An 18,932-nucleotide genomic window follows, 5' to 3' on the forward strand; every position below is an offset into this window, starting at 1 on the left:
GGTTCAGTGCCGGGCCGGGGCGGTGCTGTCGTTCGCGGCCAGCCAGCCGTAGAAGTCGAGGTTCTGGTACAGGTTGGGATCGGCGCTGTCGGCATCGGGCGGCAGGTCGCTGTCGTCCTGGGCGGCACCGGGGACGGTGGCGACGGCCATGTCCGGGACGGTTGGCGCCGACGCGCCGCGATGCGGCTGCCAGACCATCAGCGCGGCCAGCGCGATCACCGCGAAGGCGCCGGCCGGCAGCAGCAGGCGGGCGACCCGATGCGGGGGCCGCGCCGGCTGCAGGGCCTCGCGCCGTGCCGCGCGCAGGCGGCCGGCGATGGCCGGATCGAGTTGCTGGCTGGCCTGGTGATAGAGCGCGCGGGCGCGCTGCTTGATGCGTTCATCGGGCGAGGTCATCGCCATTCCTCCAGTTGGTCGCGCAGATGGTGCATGGCGCGCGACAGATGGGTTTTCACGCTGCCCTCGGAGCAGCCCATGGCGTGGGCGGTATCGGCCACGTCGAGGCCTTCGAGCACGCGCAGCATGAAGGCTTCGCGCTGGCGCTGCGGCAGCTTGCGCACCGCAGCGGCCATGTCTCGCCAGGACTGCGCGTCGTGCAGCCGATCGAGCGGGCCCGGGCCGGTATCGGCCGGCTCCCACGCGGGCAGTTCGTCGCCGTCGCCGTCGCGGCCGCCGCCGAGCCAGCCCACCACGATGGAGCGCACCTTGCGCCGGCGCTGCAGGTCGACGATGCGCCGGCGCAGGATGCCCCAGAACAGCGGGCTCCATTCGCCGGCGGGCTTGTCGCGGTAGTGTCTGACCAGCCGCAGCATGGCGTCCTGCACGGCATCGAAGGCGTCCTCTCGGTGGCCCAGCTGCAGCTCGGCCATGCGGAAGGCACGTCGCTCCACCTGCGCCAGGAAGGCGTCCAGCGTGGCCGGCACGCTGCGTCCGTCCGCCTCCTCGGCGAGCGCGTTGTCGGTCATCGGCACGGCGAGGCTGTTCATCGGGTCGACATCCACGGCATCCGCTGGCGCACGGTTCGGTTCCATCGGTTCGATGCCTGCACTCAACGCGGCAGGCTCGCACAGGTTGACGGGCGACCGTATGATGCGGGAACCACGCCGTTCCGGCAGGGAGGGGTCATGATCGACGGTTTCCTGGCGCTGTACATCTTCATGCTGGCCGCGTTCACCGGCTACGAAATCATTGCGCGGGTGCCGGTGATCCTGCACACGCCGCTGATGTCCGGCTCGAACTTCATCCACGGCATTGTGCTGGTGGGCGCGATGATCGCGCTAGGCCACGCGCATACCACATTTGAAACGGTGATCGGCTTCATCGGCGTGCTGCTCGGCGCCGGCAACGCCGCCGGTGGCTACGTGGTGACCGAGCGGATGCTGGAGATGTTCAAGTCCAGCAAGCCGGGCGCCGCCAGGACCGGGGGAAGCCACTGATGAGCTGGCTGCCGACCCTGATCAAGGCGTGCTACTTCGTGGCCGCCGTGCTGTTCATCCTCGGCCTCAAGCGCATGAGCTCGCCGCGCACCGCGCGCGGCGGCATCGTGTGGGCCGGCTACGGCATGCTGCTGGCGGTGCTGGTCACCTTTGCGCTGCCGGACATGCACCACCGCGCCCTGATCGGCGTGGCGGTGCTGCTGGGCGTGTCCGCCGCGTGGTGGACCGGCAAGCGCGTGGCGATGACCGACATGCCGCAGATGGTGGCGCTGTACAACGGCATGGGCGGCGGCGCGGCGGCAGCGATCGGTGCCGCCGAGCTGGTCGGTTTCGCCGGCAGCGCGGTGGTGCTGCTGGACGGTGCGAAGTTCAGCGCCGATCCCACCGCGACGCCCGGCATGGCGCAGCTGGTGCTGGGCGTGCTGGGGGCGTTGATCGGCGCGGTGAGCTTTTCCGGCTCCTTGATCGCCTTCGCCAAGCTGCAGGGCTGGCTCGACAAGCGCTTCGTGTTTCCCGGCCAGCGCGTGGTCAACCTGCTGGTGCTGGCCGGCGCGGTGGCCTGCGGCGCCTGGCTGGTGGCCGGCCATCTGACGATGCCGGTGATCGTGGCGTTCTTCGTGCTGGCGCTGGCGTTCGGCCTGATGATGACGCTGCCGATCGGCGGCGCCGACATGCCGGTGGTGATCTCGCTGTACAACGCGTTCACCGGCCTGGCGGTGGCGTTCGAGGGTTTCGTGCTGGACAACGAGGCGATGATCATCGCCGGCACCGTGGTCGGCGCGGCCGGCACGCTGCTGACCCAGCTGATGGCCAAGGCGATGAACCGCTCGATCGGCAACGTGCTGTTCGGCAGCTTCGGCGCCGCGGTCGGCGGCGAGGCGCAGGCCATCACGGGCAGCCAGAAGCCGATCGAGGCCAGCGACGTGGCGGTGATGATGGCCTACGCCGAGCGCGTGGTGATCGTGCCCGGCTACGGCATGGCCGTGGCGCAGGCGCAGCACAAGGTGTGGGAGCTCGCCAGGCTGCTGATCGAGCGCGGCGTGAAGGTGAAGTTCGCGATCCATCCGGTGGCCGGCCGCATGCCCGGACACATGAACGTGCTGCTGGCCGAGGCCGGCGTGCCGTACGACCTGATCGCCGACATGGACGACATCAATCCCGAGTTCCCCAATACCGACGTGGCGCTGGTGATCGGCGCCAACGACGTGGTGAACCCGGTGGCCAAGACCGATCCGGCCTCGCCGATCTACGGCATGCCAATCCTCGACGTGGCGCTGGCGAAGAACGTCATCGTGGTCAAGCGCGGCAAGGGCACCGGCTTCGCCGGCATCGAGAACGCGCTGTTCTACGCCGACAACGCCCGCATGCTCTACGGCGACGGCCAGGCCGCCGCCGGCGAGCTGGTGACCGCGCTCAAGACGCTGGAGAGCTGACCTCAGGGCGCGTTCAGCGCCCGATGCTGCGATGCGCCGTCCATGCCGCCACGGCGGCGCCGGCGGCGAACCACGCCAGCTGGGCGACGTCGAGCGACAGTCGCATCAGCGACCACAGCATGCCGGCACCGGCGATGCGCATGGCGTCGGTCAGGCCCATGTCCATGTTGCCGGCCAACTGCGCCGCAGCGATCAGCGCCGTGACGTAAGCGGCCGCAAGCAACGTGGCACATGCCGCCAGGATCGCCGCGCCCGGCCGTGGCAGCACCCAGCGCGCCACGGCCCAGCCGAGCAGTGCACCGAGCGGCAGCGCGAGCCACGGCAGGCGCGCGCGCAGGTAGGCGGTCGGCAACATCCACAGCGCCCCGGCGGCGAGGCCCAGCATGGCCGCGCTCACTGCGGCAAAGGCGTTGGCGAGGGCGCGGCGTGACCGCGTCATGGCGCAGCGCGCCGGAGCGAAGGCAGCATCGTGCGACGGGTCCCGGGCAAAGCGCGAATCATAGCGCGTGCCCGCCGGCACGCCTGCACCGCCTTGATTGTCGCGCGGGGAAGCCCGACCTGCATTGGGTATCGGGCCGGGGCGGCCGCATAATGAGCAACTCGTCGCGCCGCTGGCGCGCATTGACGGCATCGGCAGGATAGGCATGAGCGGTTTCAGTCTGAGCAGCGAACCTTTCACCCTCGAGCGGGACTGCACCGCGGTGATGGTGCCGCAGGGCGAGACGGTGGTGCTGCCGGCCGGCCAGATCGGCTACATCACCCAGGCCCTCGGCGGCAGCTTTACCGTGTACGTGGAAGGCAACCTGTTCCGCATCGCCGGCAGCGAGGCCGACGCGCTGGGCAAGGAGCCGCCGCCGGCGATCGAACTGGCCGACGACGCCAGCGACGCGGACGTCGAGAAGCTGGTGTGGCAGCAGCTGCGCACGGTGTTCGATCCGGAGATCCCCATCAACGTGGTGGAGCTGGGTCTGGTCTACGACGTGAGCCTGGAGAGCATCGACGCCGAGCAGCGCAAGGTGTACGTCAAGATGACGCTCACCGCGCCGGGCTGCGGCATGGGCGACATCCTGGTCGACGACGTGCGCACCAAGCTCGAACTCATCCCCACCGTGGCCGAGGCCGACGTGGACCTGGTGTTCGACCCGCCGTGGAACCACTCGATGATGTCCGACGCGGCCAAGCTCGAAACCGGCATGCTCTAAAGACGCCCGCCCGCATCGGTCCGGGGGCGGACGCGATGCGCGCAGGCCGACATGCCGGAGGTATGCGTGGCGCGTTTTCCCGTTGCGCAACACCGCCACCGGATGCGCATGACCGCAGTCACATTTCTTCGTGCCCGCGCTGCCCGGCGCGGCGCTTGCGGTGTGAAAGAAAATACGTGCAAAGGCTTGCCGTACATGGACTTTTACCGGCCGCGCCGATCGCTACGCAACTTCAAGTGGTTGACCCCATAGGAATTATTCACCTTGTTGCGGTCGTCCTGGCCGCCTATGGTCGGCAGGTCCGTTGGCGGGGAGGTTGACGGATGATCCTGTGGAAGCTGTAGGAAGGGGCGGCATCCGCCCATGGATCCACCGCGAGTCCTGGCAGGAAGCCACGGGGGAGGCCGCGGCCGGGTCGACAGGCATCGCTGGACAATCCAACGAAGTTTGGCGCCGCAGGAATCTGCGGCAACCCATGAATGGGGTCGATACGGTCGCATCAGGCGCGTTCGTCCCAATAATATCCAGGAGTCAGCAATGCAGAGCAGTCTTCGCTTGAAAGCACTGGTCGCCGCGATCGGCATGGCCTCGGCGTCGGTCGCCACGGCCGCCACCACGCACAGCGTCCATGCCCAGAACCTCGGTGCCGTCCCGGCAGCATCGCTCGCGGCGCACCTCGGCCTCGGCGCGAACAGCGCGCTGGTCGCGCGCAGCTCGGTCGCCGTGGCCAATGGTCGCCATGTGGTTCGTCAGCAGCAGATGTACCGCGGCGTGCCGGTGTACGGCCGCAGCGTGGCCGTGGTGGAAGACGCCAACGGGCACGCCCTGCGCGCCACCGGGGAGCTGGCGCAGAACATCGATGCCGATCTGGTCTCGGTGACGCCGCGCCTCACGCCGGCGAAGGCGCTTGTCGCGCTCAAGAGCCACGCCCACACCCTGCTGGCCGCTGGCGTGTCCGTGCGCAACGAGCAGAGCGATCTGTTCGTGTATCCGCAGGACAACGGCCCGGCCCGGCTCGTCTACCGCACCTCCTATGTGGTGTCGGGCAATGGCCAGGTCTCGCGTCCCACCGCGATCGTCGACGCCAACACCGGCGAAGTGATCCAGAGCTGGAACGGCCTGACCTACGCCAGCGCCACCGGCCCGGGCGGCAACCAGAAGACCGGCAAGTACATCTACGGCACCGACTACGCCGCGCTCGACGTAACCCAGTCCGGCAGCACCTGCACGCTGAACAACGCCAACGTGGTGACCTACAACCTCAACCACGGCACCAGCGGCGGCTCGATCGTCAGCTTCACCTGCCCGAACAGCGACACCGATGCGATCAACGGCGCCTATTCGCCGGTAAACGATGCCCACCACTTCGGTGGCGTGGTGCACGACATGTACGTGGCCTACACCGGCGCCGCGCCGCTGAGCATCAAGCTGCGCATGAACGTGCACTACAAGACCAACTACGAGAACGCCTTCTGGGACGGCACCGCGATGTACTTTGGTGATGGCGCCAGCACGTTCTACCCGATGGTGTCGCTGGACGTGACCAGCCACGAGATCAGCCACGGCTACACCGAACAGAACTCCAACCTGCAGTACACCGGCCAGTCCGGCGGCATGAACGAAGCCTACTCGGACATCGCCGGCGAAGCGGCCGAGTTCTATGACCGCGGCGCCGCCGATTTCCAGGTCGGCGAGGACATCGTCAAGACCAGCGCCGGCATTGGCGACGCACTGCGCTACATGTGCAATCCGCCGCAGGACGGTGGTTCGATCGACAACGCCGCCGACTACACCTCCGGCCTCGACGTGCACTACTCCTCAGGCGTGTACAACAAGGCGTTCTGCCTGCTCGCCAAGACCAGCGGCTGGGACGTGAAGAAGGCGTTCCAGGTGTTCGCGCTGGCCAACAAGTCGTACTGGACCGCCACCTCGACCTTCGACTCCGGCGCCTGCGGCGTGGAGTCGGCGGCCACCGATCTGGGCTACAGCGCGGCCAATGTGGCCACCGCGTTCTCCGGCGTGGGCGTGACCTGCCCAGGCTCGGGCGGCGGTGGCGGCGGCACGACCTCGCTGTCCAACGGCGTGGCATTGACCGGCCAGGCTGCGGCGACCGGCGCGGATCTCAACTACACGGTGGCCGTGCCCACGGGGGCGTCGAATCTGGTGATCGCGATCTCCGGCGGTACCGGTGACGCGGACCTGTACACCAAGTTCGGTTCGGCGCCGACCCTCAGCAGCTACGACTGCCGGCCCTATCTCACTGGCAACAACGAGAGCTGCAGCGTGGCTTCGCCCTCGGCCGGCACCTACTACGTGAAGCTGCACGGCTATGCCGCGTTCTCCGGTGTGACCATCAAGGCGAGCTGGAACACCAGCAGTGGCGGCGGTACCAACGTGCTGCAGAACGGGGTGCCGGTGAGCAACCTGTCCGGGTCCAAGGGCACCAAGCTTTACTACACGGTGAAGATCCCGTCCGGTGCCAGGAACCTGGCGATCACCACCTCCGGCGGTTCGGGCGACGAGGACCTGTACGTGAAATTCGGCTCCACACCGACCACCAGCAGCTACGACTGCCGCCCGTACATCACCGGCAACAACGAAAGCTGCACCGTCGCCTCGCCGTCCACGGGCACCTACTACATCATGCTCAACGGCTACTCGGCGTTCTCGGGCGTGACGCTCAAGGCCACCTGGAACTGAGCACGATGATTGTGTGCTGAGGCGGTTCGGGACGAACTGCTGCACATGAAGCCCGGCGGCCCGGTCAGGATGACCGGGCCGCTGTTTTTTTCCGGGCGTGGATGGGCCGGCGTGCAGGGCATCGGACGTCGTGTGGCTCAGGCCTGCTCGAAACGATTGGCGTCGCGGTTCTTGCGCACCCTGGCCGGATCCCACACGCGGCCGTTCATGGCGATGTACACGCCGTCGGGCAGGGTCTGCACCGCGGCCACCGCGCAGCCGATGTTGAACACCGCGTCCGAGCCCTGGAAGCGCGCCGGGTTCAGCGCGCCGGTGAGCACGATCACCTTGCCGGGGATGCCGGCCAGCACCTTGGCGGTTTCCACCATGGTGTCGGTGCCATGCGTCACCAGCACGTGCCGATGCGGCTGCGCCTCGATGGTGGAGCGGATCAGCGCGCGGTCCTCGTCGGTGACGTGCAGGCTGTCCTTGCGCAGGATCGGGATCACGTCGTACTGGAACGCCACGCCGAGATGCCCCAGGATCTCGCCGATCTGCGGCGAGCCGATCTTGTAGTCCGACTTGTCGTCGAAGTAGATCTTGTCGATGGTGCCGCCGGTGGTGACGATGGTGAGGTGCTGCATGCGTGTGGCCAAGGTGGAAGACAGCGCATTTTAGCCGGCAGGAGCGCACCCTGTGGGCTCCGTCGCGGCGGCATTCGTCGCTGTAGGAGCGCACCCTGTGCGCGAACGCTCTTGCTCCTGATCGGCATCAAAGCGAAAGGCATTCGCGACAGAGCCTGCCCTCGACTCGATCGAGGGGTGGGCTCCTACCATGTGCCGGTCGCCCACAGGGTGGGCTCCTACAACATGCCAGCGGCGTCATCCCAGCAGCAGTGCCGTGTCGCCGGTATCCGGCGAGGCCAACCGGTGCAGTCCGTGCCCGACGAAACGCCGCAGCGCCGCCGCCGGACGCGCATCGCCGCGTTGGCGCGACCAGGTTGCCTGGCGCGCAAGAAGTGCGGCCGCACTGCAGCGGGCGAGCGTGAACGCCAGTCCACGCGCGCCCGATTCGAGTTCGTCGCGCGTCGCGCCGTGCCGTTCAAGCCAGCGCGAGGCGGCCTCCAGGGTCTGCTGGATCGCGCTCACCGCATGCATGTCGTCACTGCCGTTCAGCCAATCGCCGACCACGCGGCGCAGTGCGCCGAGGCCATCGCCGGCCAGCGCACGCAGGCTGTCCAGCGACAGCACGTTGGTGGTGCCTTCCCAGATCGCATAGACCTGCGCATCGCGCAGCAGCTGTGGCAAGCCGGTGTCCTCGATGTAGCCCGCGCCGCCGAAGCATTCCAAGGCCTCGGAGCAGAGCTTCACCGCCAGCTTGCCGGTCCACAATTTGCACAGCGGCGTCAGCAGGCGCAGCGCGGCGGCCTCGTGGGGTTCGGCCGCGCCGTGTTCGACCCGGCCGAGCAGGGTGGCGACCTCGAAGGCCAGCGCGAAGGCGGCCTCGAACTGTGCCTGCATGTCGGCCAGCGTGCGCGCATGCAGGGGCTGTTCGATCAGCGGACGTCCGAACGCCTCGCGCCGCGCGGCGTAGTCGCGGGCGAGCGCAAGCGCGCGACGCATGCTCGCCACCGCGCAGATGCCGTTCCAGGTGCGGGTGACGTTGAGCATCGGCGCCACCTGGCGCACCCCATGCGCCAGTTCGCCGACCGGCCATGCAGGCAGACCCTCGAGATGGATCTCGGCGGTCGGGAGCTCGTGCGTGCCGAGCTTGTCCTTGAGCCGGTCGATGACCAGCTCCGGCTTGCGGCGATCGCCATCCATGGTTTCGGCGTAGAACAGGGCCAGTGCCGCGGTGCCGCCGCCGGCACCCTCCGGGCGGGCGAGCGCCAGTGCCGCCTCGCCCACCACCGCGGAGCTGAACCACTTGCGCCCGTGCAGGCGCCACTGACCGTCGGCATCCTGCCGCGCGACCGTCTCGGTGCGACCCACGTCCGAACCGCCGGGCGTCTCGGTCATCCATTGCCCACTGAGCCAGAAGGTTTCCGGATCGCGACCGAGAAAGCGCGGCAGGGCGCGCTCGATCAGCGCGGTGTTGCCGGCGGCCTTCAGCGCGGTGGCCGCGCCGTCGGTCATCGCCAGTGGACAGGTGTAGAACTCGCTGGCCACGTGATACAGGTAGACGCGGGCGAATTCCTCCAGCCGCGCGTGTGCGCTGTCGGCATGGCCGGCGGCGAGCACGGCGTGACGGGTGGTGACGGCGGCGCCCTCCTGCCAGGCCGGGGTCAGTTCGATGCGGTCGACCCGCCGCCCCCAGGCGTCCCACTGGGTCAGCACCGGCTTGCGCCGGCTGCTCGTACCGGCGCGCTCCCACGCATGCAGTGCGTAATCGCCGAGCGCGTCCAGGTCGGCATCCAGTGCCGCGCGCCGCTCGGCGGGCAGGGCCCTGCCGAGCAGCGCCAGCAGCGATCGATCGTTGCGATACGGATGCGCCAGCACCGGCGCATCCTGCAGGAAGGACATGGCGATCTCCGTCCGTGATGGATGGGCGTGAGTATACGGAGCGGCGCATCAACGGCATGTCGGGCCATTGCCCCGGAATAAACCGGCGCCCCGCATCGGGGATGACCGCTCGACGCTGGAGCGCGCGGAAATGCAGGCTGCGCGGCGGGCGCCGCGAACAGGAAAACCCGGGACCCGTTTCCCGCCTCGCGATGCGGATGGTGATGGCATTGGACCGGACTGCGCGAACACCGGGCGCAGCCCGCAGCCGCTTGTGCTTCTTCGCTGTGCGCTAGCAGCCCGGTGCTAGCAGCCCGGCCGAGCAAAGCCCGACAGGCTGTTAGCATCGACCGCTGCCCGTCGGCCCGGTACACGATGCATTCCCAGGAGAGCCCCGTCATGCGCTTCGTCGGTCGTACGTTCCACCAGGCTGTGGCCTACCTATTCATCGCAGGCGCGGCCATCCTGCTGCCCGGTCGTGCGACGGGCCAGGTTGCGCCGGTCATGCGCGCCAGCGGCAGCACGGTGGTGGCGGGCGAGACCCGCTTCGAGTTCCTGACCCCGACACTGCTGCGGATGGAGTACGCACCGTCCGGTGCGTTCGTGGATGCGCCGACCGCCGTCGTGCAGAAGCGGGATTGGCCTGCCGTTGCCGTGCACACGACGCGTGAGCACGGCTGGCTGGTCGCCGGCACCGACGCGATGACCGTGCGCTACCGGCTGCAGTCCGGACCGTTCGATGCGAAGAACCTGGAAGTGACCTGGCATGACGACGCGGGCGCGCCGCTTCGCACCTGGCACCCGGGCGACGTGGATCCGGGCAACCTCGGCGGGCTCACCTATTCGCTGGACAACGTCGCCGAGGTCAACCTGCCCACGGACGGCAGCGACCTGGAAAGCCCGGTGAACGACGTCATCCCGGGCATCAATATCCGCCTGCCGAAGGCCAAGCCGGGGCTGCTCAGCCGCAGCGGCTACGCGTTCATCGACGACAGCACCACGCCGGTGTGGAACCGCGCCACGCAGTGGATCGAGCCGCGCCGGCAGGTCGGCCAGCAGGACTGGTATCTGTTCACCTACGGCCACGACTATCGCCGCGTGCTCAAGGAATATGCCGCGCTGTGCGGGCCGATCCCGATGATCCCCCGCTACACGCTCGGTGCCTGGATCACCGACTTCAACTTCGAGTATTTCCCCGGCAGTGCGGCCTCGAAGAGCCCCGCCTTCAAGCGCTACGACGCCGATCACCTGAAGAACGAGGTCGCCCGGCTGCGCAGGGACCGCATTCCGCTGGACGTCCTGGTGCTCGATTTCGCCTGGCACAACTACGGCTGGGACGGCGGCTTCGACTGGAGCCCGCTGATCCGGCACCCGCCGGCGTTGCTGCACTGGCTGGCCGGGCGCGGCGTGAAGGTGGGCCTCAACGATCATCCCGGCTACGCCAATACCGAGGAGGCCGTGGTCTCGCACAAGGACAGCCATGCCGCTGCCGCGCTGGCCGCGCTCGGCAGGCCGATGCCGCCCAGGCCCGGCTTCCGGCGTGCGGTGCCGGCGCACTGGCAGTTCGCCCTGGACCCGCACGATGCGGGGCGGCAGGCGCGCTGGTTCGCCGATGGCCAGGGCGCGCAGTGGACCGACGTGCGCATCGGCGAGCCGTGGGAGCGCCAGGGGCACCCGCGCTATGCCGGGGTCGCCTGGTACCGCACCACGATGCGCGCGCCGGCGCAGTTGCCCTCGCCGTTGTTTCTGGTGTTCGGCGAGGTCGGCGGTCACTACACGCTGTACATCGATGGACAGGAGGTCGCCCACAGCACGGTGCAATGGCCGCAACGGCTGACCTACGCCGACGTTGCCGGCGTACTGAAGGCCGGCGCAAGGAACACGATCACCCTGCGCGTGCAGGCGGGCGAACGCGGCAGCGGGCTGATCGGCAGCGACATCGCGCTGCAGGATATCGAGCCGCCGCCGCGGATCTTCTTCGACCTGTCCGACAAGCGGCAGGCGGCCGCGTCGATGGAGGCGCTGCACAAGCCGCTGCTCGATCAGGGCGTGGCGTTCTGGTGGGTCGACGGCGGCAGCGGCGCCGTGACCATGCCCGGCCTGAACAAGCAGCTGTGGACCAACAAGGTGTTCTATGACGCCACCCGGCAGGCGACCGGCGAGCGCGGCTTCATCCTGAGCCGCTACGGCGACTGGGGCAGCGAGCGCTATCCGGCCTATTTCACCGGCGACACCTATTCCGAATGGCCGGTGCTGCGCTATGAGGTGGCCTACACCACCCGCGCCGGCAACGTGCTGGTGCCCTACGTCAGCCACGACATCGGCGGCTTCCACGGTGCGAAGATCCCGTTTGATCTCTACGCGCGCTGGGTCGAGTTCGGCACCTTCAGTCCCATCCTGCGGTTGCACAGCGCGCACGCCAACCCGCGCGAGGGCAACACGCGGATGCCGTGGAACTACGGCGAGAAAGGCGTCGCCTTCCTGCGCAAGTACTTCACCCTGCGCACCCAGCTGATCCCCTACATCTACAGCTACACCTGGCAGGCGCACACGCAGGCACTGCCGCTGCTGCGGCCGCTGTACCTCGTCGATCCCGACAGCGACGAAGCCTACCGGCATCCGCACGAATACTTCTTCGGCGACCAGATGCTGGTGGCGCCGGTCACCGACCCCAGCGGCGACGTCAGCATCTACCTGCCGGCGGGCGCGTGGTTCGATTTCTTCACCGGCAAGCGTTACGCCGGGGGACGCACGTTCACCGCGCACTACGCGGTCGATGCCACGCCGGTGTTCGTGCGCGACGGCGGCATCGTGCCCGAACAGGCGCCGAGCCTGTATTCGGACGCCCGGCCGCTGGATCGGCTAATACTGGACGTCTATGGCACCGCGGCGGGGCGCTTCGACCTGTACGAAGACGATGGGCGTTCGCTGGACTTCGCACAGGGGGCGCACGCCTCCACCCCGATTACCTACGCACGAACGGACGACGGGGGCTACGCGCTGTCGATCGGCGCAACCGACGGCAGCTACCGCGGGCAGGTGCCGAAACGCGCCTACGAGCTGCGCATCCATGCGGCCGGCAAGCCACGGTCCGTCACGGTGGACGGCGAGCCGGTGCGGTGGCGCTGGAGCACCGCCCGGTCGGAGGCCACCGTCAGCGTCCCGACCCGCGACATCCGCACGCCGGTGCACATCGCCTGGTCCGCCGCGGAGGGCACCGCGGGCTAGGATCCTGTCGGGCTTTGCTCGGCCGGGCAGGCAGGGTTCCGGGCGCCTGCATGGTGACTACTTGTCTGCGGCGCCCGCAGCCTGCATGCTGAAAGGCCATGCCTTCCCTGCCTGCCATCCGCCTGCTGCGACGCCGCCATCCCCGGTGGATGGCGGCGGTGCTGGCGTTGGTCCTGACGATGGTCACGCTGTCGACCATGCCGCGCTGGCTGACCCACGCCCACGGCGAGCACGCCACGGCGACGATGGTGCTCGGTGTCGCGCAGGCGCTGGATCACCACGATGTCGATTCCGGTGTCGCCGCCGGCGCCTCCGTCGACGAGGAGCACGCGCATGCGCATTACCTCGCCGGGACGGCGTTCACGCTGCCCGCGCTGATCGACAGCCTGCCGCTGCATCTGCCGGGCAGTACCTGCCCGCCGGGGCGTCGCGCCAGCGCACCGCCGCGCCTGTTGGCTACGCCGCACCGCCCTCCGATCGCCTGAACTCCTGATCGAAACGCCCGACGGCCGCCCGCGGCCTGTCGTCGATCCCGATCTGTCCGGAGTACGGCCGTGTCTTTCCTGTGCTGTCTTTCGCCTGCCGCGCGCGGGCGTGCCGGGTTGTCCATCGTCACGGGCAGCCGGCCTTCTGCCGTGCGCGTTCGCGCCCGCTGGCCGCGCCTTCGCGGCGCGGCGGCGCTTGCCCCCCTTACGGAGTCCTTCCCCATGATCGATCGCTTCTGGCGAGCCGGCGCGCGCTGCGTGCTGGCGAGCGCCGTGCTGTTGCCGCTGGCCGCGCAGGCTGCCACGCCGGCAGAGTTTGTTGTTTCCGCCGGGCAGATGCGCGCGCTCGGCGTCACCGTGCAGCGGCTGGACAAGCCGCGGGCGATCCGCGGTCTGAGTTATCCGGCGCGGGTGATCCTGCCGCCGGCGCAGGACGTGGCGGTCAGCGCGCCGGTGGCCGGCGTGGTCGAGCAGGTGCTGGTGAGCGAGCACGAGCCGGTGGTGTCGGGCCAGCCGCTGCTGCGCCTGGCCAGCCCGGAGTTCGGCCAGATGCAGCTGGCTGCGCTGCAGGCGGCCAACCGCAACCGGCTCGCGCAGCAGGCGCTGCGCCGCGAGCGGCAGCTGTTCGCCGAAGGCATCGTGCCCGAGCGGCGCCTGCGCGAGGCGGAGGCCGCCGCCAGCGACAGCCGTGCCGCCGCGTACCAGGCCGAGGCGGCCCTGCAACTGGCCGGACTGGACCCGCCGGCGATCGCCCGGCTGACCGCCGCCACCCATCCGCTGCAGCCGTCGCTGACGGTGAAATCGCGCAGCGCCGGCTTGGTGGTCGACCTGCTGGCGCGCCCCGGCCAGCGCGTGGCGGCGGCCGATCCGCTGCTGCGCATTACCGATCCCAGCCGGCTGTGGCTGGACATCCAGCTGCCCGCCCAGCGCGCCGACGCGTGGGCGAAGGATCGCGACATCACCGTGATCGGACGCAGCGTGACCGCCCGCGCCATGCAGGCCGGCGCGGTGGTCGGCGAGGGCCAGACGGTGAGCCTGCGCGCGCGGGTCACCGCAGGCGTCGGGCAGCTGCGGCCGGGCGAGTTCGTGCAGGTGCAGGTGCCGTTTGTCGAGCGCACCGACGCCTGGCCGCTGCCGCTGGTCGCGGTGGTGCGCCAGGACGGGCAGGCCTACGTGTTCGTGCGCACGGCCAAGGGCTTCGAGGCGCGCCCGGTGACGGTGCTGGACAGCGCCGGCGAGGCGGTAAGCGTGCAGGGCCCGCTGGGGGCCGGCGACGCGGTGGCGGTGCGCAGCGTGATCGCGCTCAAGGCCGCCTGGCTCGGCGAGAGCGGAGGCGAATGACATGCTGCAGCGGCTGATCCAATTCGCCCTCGCGCAGCGGCTGTTCGTGCTGCTGGCCACCGTACTGCTCGCCGCCGCCGGCTGGTTCGCCTTCCAGCGCCTGCCGATCGACGCCTTTCCGGACGTCTCCAGCACCCAGGTCAAGGTGATCATGAAGGCGCCCGGCATGACGCCGGAGGAGATCGAGACGCGCATCGCCATCCCGATCGAGGTGGAGATGCTCGGCATTCCCCACCAGCGCATGCTGCGCTCGGTGACCAAGTACGGCCTGGTCGACGTGACCATCGATTTCAACGACGGCACCGACATCTACTGGGCACGCCAGCAGGTGGCCGAACGCCTCAACGGCATCCTCGCCGACCTGCCGCCGGGCATCGGCGGCGGCATGGCGCCGATCACCACGCCGCTGGGCGAGATGTTCATGTTCACCGTGGAGGCCGAGGACATGACGCTGGCCGAGCGGCGCAGCCTGCTCGATTGGGTGATCCGTCCGGCGCTGCGCTCGGTGCCGGGCGTGGCCGACGTCAACGCGCTCGGCGGCGTGGTGCGCAGCTACGAGGTGGTGCCCGATCCGGTGAAGCTGGCCGCGGTGGGCCTGTCCACAGGCGACCTGCAGCGGGCGATCGGCGCCAACAACCGCAACGACGGCGCCGGCCGCCTGGGCGAGGGCGACGAGGTGCTGCTGGTGCGCACCGAGGGCAACATCCGCCACCTCGACGACCTGCGCGCGGTGGTGCTCACCCGCAAGGACGGCGTGCCGGTGCGCGTGGGCGACGTGGCGCAGGTGCGCATCGGTGCGCTCACCCGCTACGGCGTGGTCACCAAGGACGGCCGCGGCGAGGCGGTGGAAGGGCTGGTGCTCGGGCTGGCCGGCGCCAACGCGCGCGAGGTGGTGGACGGCGTGCGCAGGAAGCTGGCGGAGCTGGCGCCGAGCCTGCCGCCGGGGGTGAAGCTGCAGGTGTTCTACGACCGCGCCGAACTGGTCGACAAGGCGGTCGGCACGGTGTCGCGGGCGCTGATCGAGGGCACCTTGCTGGTGCTGGTGCTGCTGGGTGCGTTCCTGGGCAACCTGCGCGCGGCGGTCACCGTGGCGCTGGTGCTGCCGCTGGCCGCGCTGGGCACCTTCATCCTGATGCGGGCCGGCGGCATGTCGGCCAACCTGATGAGCCTGGGCGGGCTGGCCATCGCGATCGGCATGCTGGTCGATGCGGCGGTGGTGGTGGTGGAGAACATCGTGCAGCACCTGGGTCATGACCAGGCCGGCCGCAAGCTGCCGCGGCTGCACGTGATCTACCGCGCGGTGCGCGAGGTGGCGGTGCCGGTGACCGCGGGCATCGCGATCATCATCACCGTGTTCCTGCCGCTGCTCACGCTGCAGGACCTGGAAGGCAAGATGTTCGTGCCGGTGGCGCTGACGATCGTGTTCGCGCTGGCCGGGTCGCTGCTGCTGTCGCTGACGGCGATCCCGGTGATCGCCTCGTTCGTGCTGCGCAGCGTGCCGCACGACGATCCGTGGCTGCCGCGCAAGCTGCTGCTGCTGTATCGCCCCGCGCTGGCCTGGGCGATGCGGCGCCAGCGCGTGGTGTTCGTCGCTGCCGGCGTGCTGCTGGCGCTCGCCGTGGGCGTGTATGCGCTGGTGGGCAAGACCTTCATGCCGACCATGGACGAGGGCGACCTCATCGTGGGCATCGAGAAGCTGCCCAGCGTGAGCCTGGAGGAAAGCGCCGCGCTGGACCTGAAGATCCAGCAGGCGCTGATGGCCAGGGTGCCCGAGGTGGTCGGGGTGGTGGCGCGCGCCGGTTCGGACGAGATCGGGCTGGACCCGATGGGGCTGAACCAGACCGACACCTTTCTCGTGCTCAAGCCGGTCAGGGACTGGCAGGTGGCGGACAAGGACGCGCTGATCGCGAAGATCCGCAGCGTGCTCGACCAGTTGCCGGGGATCAAGTACAGCTTCACCCAGCCGATCGACATGCGCGTGCAGGAGATGATCATCGGCGTGCGCGGCGACCTCGCCATCAAGGTGTTCGGTCCGGATCTGGCCGTGCTCAACGAGCTGGCCGGCCGCATCGAGGCGCAGATGAAAACCGTGCCGGGCAACCAGGACGTCTACACCGTGCAGAACGACGGCGTGCAGTACCTGCGCGTGATCATCGACCGGCTCGCCGCCGGCCACTTCGGGCTGTCGGTGGAGGACGTGCAGGACGCCCTGCGCGCGCAGATCGAGGGCGAGCGTGCCGGCCTGGTGATCGAGGGCAACCAGCGCGTGCCGATCGTGCTGCGCGGACCGGACCGGGTACGGCGCTCGCCCGCGGACTTCGCCGCGCTGCGCCTGACCGCGGCCGACGGCACCAGCGTGCCGCTGGAAAGCGTGGCCCGGCTGGTGCGCGACGGTGGCCCGGTGAAGATCGATCGCGAGATGGGCAGCCGCTACAGCGTGGTGATCGCCAACGTCAGCGGACGCGACCTGGTCGGCTTCGTGGAAGAGGCCAAGGCGAAGATCACCAGGGCGGTGCCGCTGCCCACCGGCTACCGGATCAGCTGGGGTGGCCAGTTCGAGAACCAGCAGCGCGCCGCGGCGCGGCTGGGCCTGGTGGTGCCGGTGGCGCTGGGGGTGATCTTCCTGATCCTGTTCGCCACCTTCGGCTCGGTGCGCCAGTCGCTGCTGGTGCTGAGCAACATCCCGTTCGCGCTGGTCGGCGGCGTGGTGGCGCTGTGGCTCACCGGCGAATACCTCTCGGTGCCCGCGTCGGTGGGCTTCATCGCCCTGCTCGGCATCGCCGTGCTCAACGGCGTGGTGCTGGTGAGCTACTTCAACCAGCTGCACGCCGAGGGCCTGAGTCGGCTGCAGTGCGTGATCGTCGGCGCCGAGCGCCGGCTGCGGCCGGTGATGATGACCGCCTCGATCACCGCGTTCGGCTTGATCCCGCTGCTGTTCGCCAGCGGCCCCGGCTCCGAGGTGCAGCGCCCGCTGGCCATCGTGGTCATCGGCGGTCTGGTCAGCGCCACCGCGCTGACGCTGATCCTGCTGCCCATCCTCTACCTGCGTTTTGCCCATCCCGCCGCGGAGGTGCGTCATGGATAAGTGTTGTGTCTGCATGGTCTGCAGCAGCGACGTCGAGGAGAACCTGCTCGACGCGCTGCTGCTGCATTTCGGCGAGGCGGTGTTCACCAGCCAGCCGGCGTTTTCCCACGGCCTGGCCAGCGCGGAGCTGGACCCGCGCGAGCAGGTGCTCGGACGCCGGCGCGCGGTGCTGGTGCAGATCCTGCTCGCGCCGGCGGCGGCCGATGCGCTGGTGCAGCGCCTGCACGAGGAGTTCGCCGGCACCGGCATCCGCTACTGGATGCTGCCGGTCGTGCGCGAAGGAGCGCTGGCATGAGGCGCTGGTGCTCTGTGCTGCTGCTCGGCCTGGCGACGGCGTCGGCCGCCGCGCAGGGAAGCGAGCCGCGTATCGCCGCCGACCTGCCGTCCACCGCGGCGGCGCAGGACTGGCTGCGCCAGGATCCCGCCGTGCGCCAGGCGGTGGCGGAGTTGTCCGGCGCCGGTCATGTGGCCGGACAGCTGCGCGCCTCGCCGCACGAGTGGGCGCTCAAGGCCATCGGCCAGCAGCGCCGTTATGCCGTGGGGCCGAGCTCGAACGAGTGGTCGGTGCAACTGGAGCGCACGATCCGGCTGCCTGGCAAGCGCGCGATGGACCGCGAGCTGGGCGACGTGGAAATCGCGCTGGCCGAGGCCCGGCTGGGCGAGGCGATCCACGAGGCGGCGCGCAGCCTGCTGGAGCTGTGGATGGACTGGCTGCATGCCGAGCAGGCCCGAGAGCTGATGGCCGCGCAGGCCGGCTTCGCGCAGGCCAGTCTGCACGCCGTGCAGAAGCGCCAGCGCGCGGGCGACGCCTCGCGGCTGGAGGTGAACGTCGCCGCCGGCGATCTCGGCGAGGTGCGCCAGCGCCTCGCCGAGGCCGAGGCCGAGGCGACCAAGGCCGCGGCGCGGCTGCGCATCCGCTTTCCGGCCGCGCCGGCCACCGCGCCGGCGCTGGGCGAGCCGCAGGCGATCGAGGGATCGTCCGCGGCCTGGCGCGAGCGCGTGCTGGCCACCAGCGATCCGCTGCGCATGGCCGAGCTGGAGCTGCGCAAGGCGCAGCAGCAGGCTGCGCGCACCCGCGCCGACCGTCTGCCCGATCCGACCGTGGGGCTGTTCACCGCGTCGGAAATGTTCGGCCGCGAGCGCATCGTGGGCGTCAGCGTGTCGGTGCCGCTGCCGGGCGGCTACCGCCGCGAGCGCCTGGGCCAGGCGCTGAGCGCGGTGGATGCCGCCGCCGCCGCGCGGGATCGGGAGCGGCGCACGGAGGAGATCGCCATCGCCGAGGCACTTGCCGATGCGAGGAGCAATTACGCGCGCTGGCAACTGGCCCGCACCGGCGCGGAGCAGGCCGCCGACACGGCGCGCCTCACCCAGCGCGCCTATGCGCTGGGTGAGGCCGATCTGCAGACCCTGCTGCTGGCCCGCCGGCAGTCGCTGGACGCCGCCCGCAGCGCACTGGATGCGCGGGTGACGGCGCTGCGCGCGCGCTACCGGCTGCTGGTCGATGCGCACCGCATCTGGGGGCTGGAGCACGAGTAGCGGTCG

General features: G+C 69.8%; 15 protein-coding genes. 10 read left to right on the forward strand and 5 right to left on the reverse strand.

What is annotated here, in order from left to right:
• Positions 1 to 3 precede the first annotated feature (3 nt).
• Positions 4 to 396: a hypothetical protein gene (locus ACO2Q2_RS02205; RefSeq protein ID WP_423254138.1), complete on the reverse strand. Its 393-nt coding sequence runs from the start codon at positions 394 to 396 to the stop codon at positions 4 to 6.
• Positions 393 to 986, reverse strand: coding sequence for an RNA polymerase sigma factor (locus ACO2Q2_RS02210; RefSeq protein ID WP_423254139.1), 594 nt, complete (start codon positions 984 to 986; stop codon positions 393 to 395). The genes ACO2Q2_RS02205 and ACO2Q2_RS02210 overlap by 4 nt, the downstream gene beginning before the upstream one ends.
• A gap of 138 nt (positions 987 to 1,124) precedes the next feature.
• On the opposite strand from ACO2Q2_RS02210, the gene ACO2Q2_RS02215 reads away from it, so the two are divergent.
• Together ACO2Q2_RS02215 and ACO2Q2_RS02220 are read left to right on the forward strand one after the other, a co-directional pair.
• Positions 1,125 to 1,436, forward strand: coding sequence for an NAD(P) transhydrogenase subunit alpha (locus ACO2Q2_RS02215; protein ID WP_423254140.1), 312 nt, complete (start codon positions 1,125 to 1,127; stop codon positions 1,434 to 1,436).
• A complete protein-coding gene (locus ACO2Q2_RS02220) occupies positions 1,436 to 2,869 on the forward strand; it encodes an NAD(P)(+) transhydrogenase (Re/Si-specific) subunit beta (protein WP_423254141.1) in 1,434 nt (477 codons plus the stop codon). Before ACO2Q2_RS02215 ends, ACO2Q2_RS02220 begins: the two co-directional genes overlap by 1 nt.
• 13 nt (positions 2,870 to 2,882) lie before the next feature.
• On the opposite strand, the gene ACO2Q2_RS02225 is transcribed toward ACO2Q2_RS02220, so the two are convergent.
• Positions 2,883 to 3,308, reverse strand: coding sequence for a hypothetical protein (locus tag ACO2Q2_RS02225; RefSeq protein ID WP_423254142.1), 426 nt, complete (start codon positions 3,306 to 3,308; stop codon positions 2,883 to 2,885).
• A 205-nt stretch (positions 3,309 to 3,513) separates the two neighbouring features.
• Between ACO2Q2_RS02225 and sufT the strand changes: the two genes are divergently transcribed.
• On the forward strand, positions 3,514 to 4,071 hold the full coding sequence (sufT, locus tag ACO2Q2_RS02230; RefSeq protein WP_423254143.1) for a putative Fe-S cluster assembly protein SufT: 558 nt from the start codon (positions 3,514 to 3,516) through the stop codon (positions 4,069 to 4,071).
• 537 nt (positions 4,072 to 4,608) lie between these two features.
• Positions 4,609 to 6,771: a M4 family metallopeptidase gene (locus ACO2Q2_RS02235; protein ID WP_423254144.1), complete on the forward strand. Its 2,163-nt coding sequence runs from the start codon at positions 4,609 to 4,611 to the stop codon at positions 6,769 to 6,771.
• Positions 6,772 to 6,908: 137 nt separating this feature from the next.
• On the opposite strand, the gene ACO2Q2_RS02240 is transcribed toward ACO2Q2_RS02235, so the two are convergent.
• Complete coding sequence (locus ACO2Q2_RS02240) at positions 6,909 to 7,394, reverse strand: asparaginase domain-containing protein (RefSeq protein ID WP_423254145.1); 486 nt, start codon at positions 7,392 to 7,394, stop codon at positions 6,909 to 6,911.
• A gap of 237 nt (positions 7,395 to 7,631) precedes the next feature.
• On the reverse strand, positions 7,632 to 9,272 hold the full coding sequence (locus tag ACO2Q2_RS02245; RefSeq protein ID WP_423254146.1) for an acyl-CoA dehydrogenase family protein: 1,641 nt from the start codon (positions 9,270 to 9,272) through the stop codon (positions 7,632 to 7,634).
• Positions 9,273 to 9,650: 378 nt separating this feature from the next.
• On the opposite strand from ACO2Q2_RS02245, the gene ACO2Q2_RS02250 reads away from it, so the two are divergent.
• The 6 genes from ACO2Q2_RS02250 (at position 9,651) to ACO2Q2_RS02275 (ending at position 18,926) form a co-directional block, all read left to right on the forward strand.
• Entirely contained in the window at positions 9,651 to 12,479 is a 2,829-nt protein-coding gene (locus ACO2Q2_RS02250) for a TIM-barrel domain-containing protein (protein ID WP_423254147.1), read from the forward strand.
• A gap of 98 nt (positions 12,480 to 12,577) precedes the next feature.
• Positions 12,578 to 12,964 (forward strand): hypothetical protein, encoded by a 387-nt coding sequence (locus ACO2Q2_RS02255; protein ID WP_423254148.1) that lies wholly within the window; start codon positions 12,578 to 12,580, stop codon positions 12,962 to 12,964.
• A 222-nt stretch (positions 12,965 to 13,186) separates the two neighbouring features.
• Positions 13,187 to 14,305, forward strand: coding sequence for an efflux RND transporter periplasmic adaptor subunit (locus ACO2Q2_RS02260; RefSeq protein ID WP_423254149.1), 1,119 nt, complete (start codon positions 13,187 to 13,189; stop codon positions 14,303 to 14,305).
• Between the two features lies 1 nt (position 14,306).
• The gene (locus ACO2Q2_RS02265) at positions 14,307 to 17,390 is read left to right on the forward strand and encodes an efflux RND transporter permease subunit (RefSeq protein WP_423254150.1); all 3,084 of its coding nucleotides are present in this window, start codon (positions 14,307 to 14,309) and stop codon (positions 17,388 to 17,390) included.
• Positions 17,383 to 17,685: a DUF3240 family protein gene (locus tag ACO2Q2_RS02270; RefSeq protein ID WP_423254151.1), complete on the forward strand. Its 303-nt coding sequence runs from the start codon at positions 17,383 to 17,385 to the stop codon at positions 17,683 to 17,685. The genes ACO2Q2_RS02265 and ACO2Q2_RS02270 overlap by 8 nt, the downstream gene beginning before the upstream one ends.
• A complete protein-coding gene (locus ACO2Q2_RS02275) occupies positions 17,682 to 18,926 on the forward strand; it encodes a TolC family protein (RefSeq protein WP_423254152.1) in 1,245 nt (414 codons plus the stop codon). The genes ACO2Q2_RS02270 and ACO2Q2_RS02275 overlap by 4 nt, the downstream gene beginning before the upstream one ends.
• Positions 18,927 to 18,932: the final 6 nt, after the last annotated feature.

Origin of the sequence: Dyella sp. KRB-257 (assembly GCF_049445995.1) — a bacterium.
In the GTDB taxonomy this organism is placed as follows: domain Bacteria; phylum Pseudomonadota; class Gammaproteobacteria; order Xanthomonadales; family Rhodanobacteraceae; genus Dyella_A.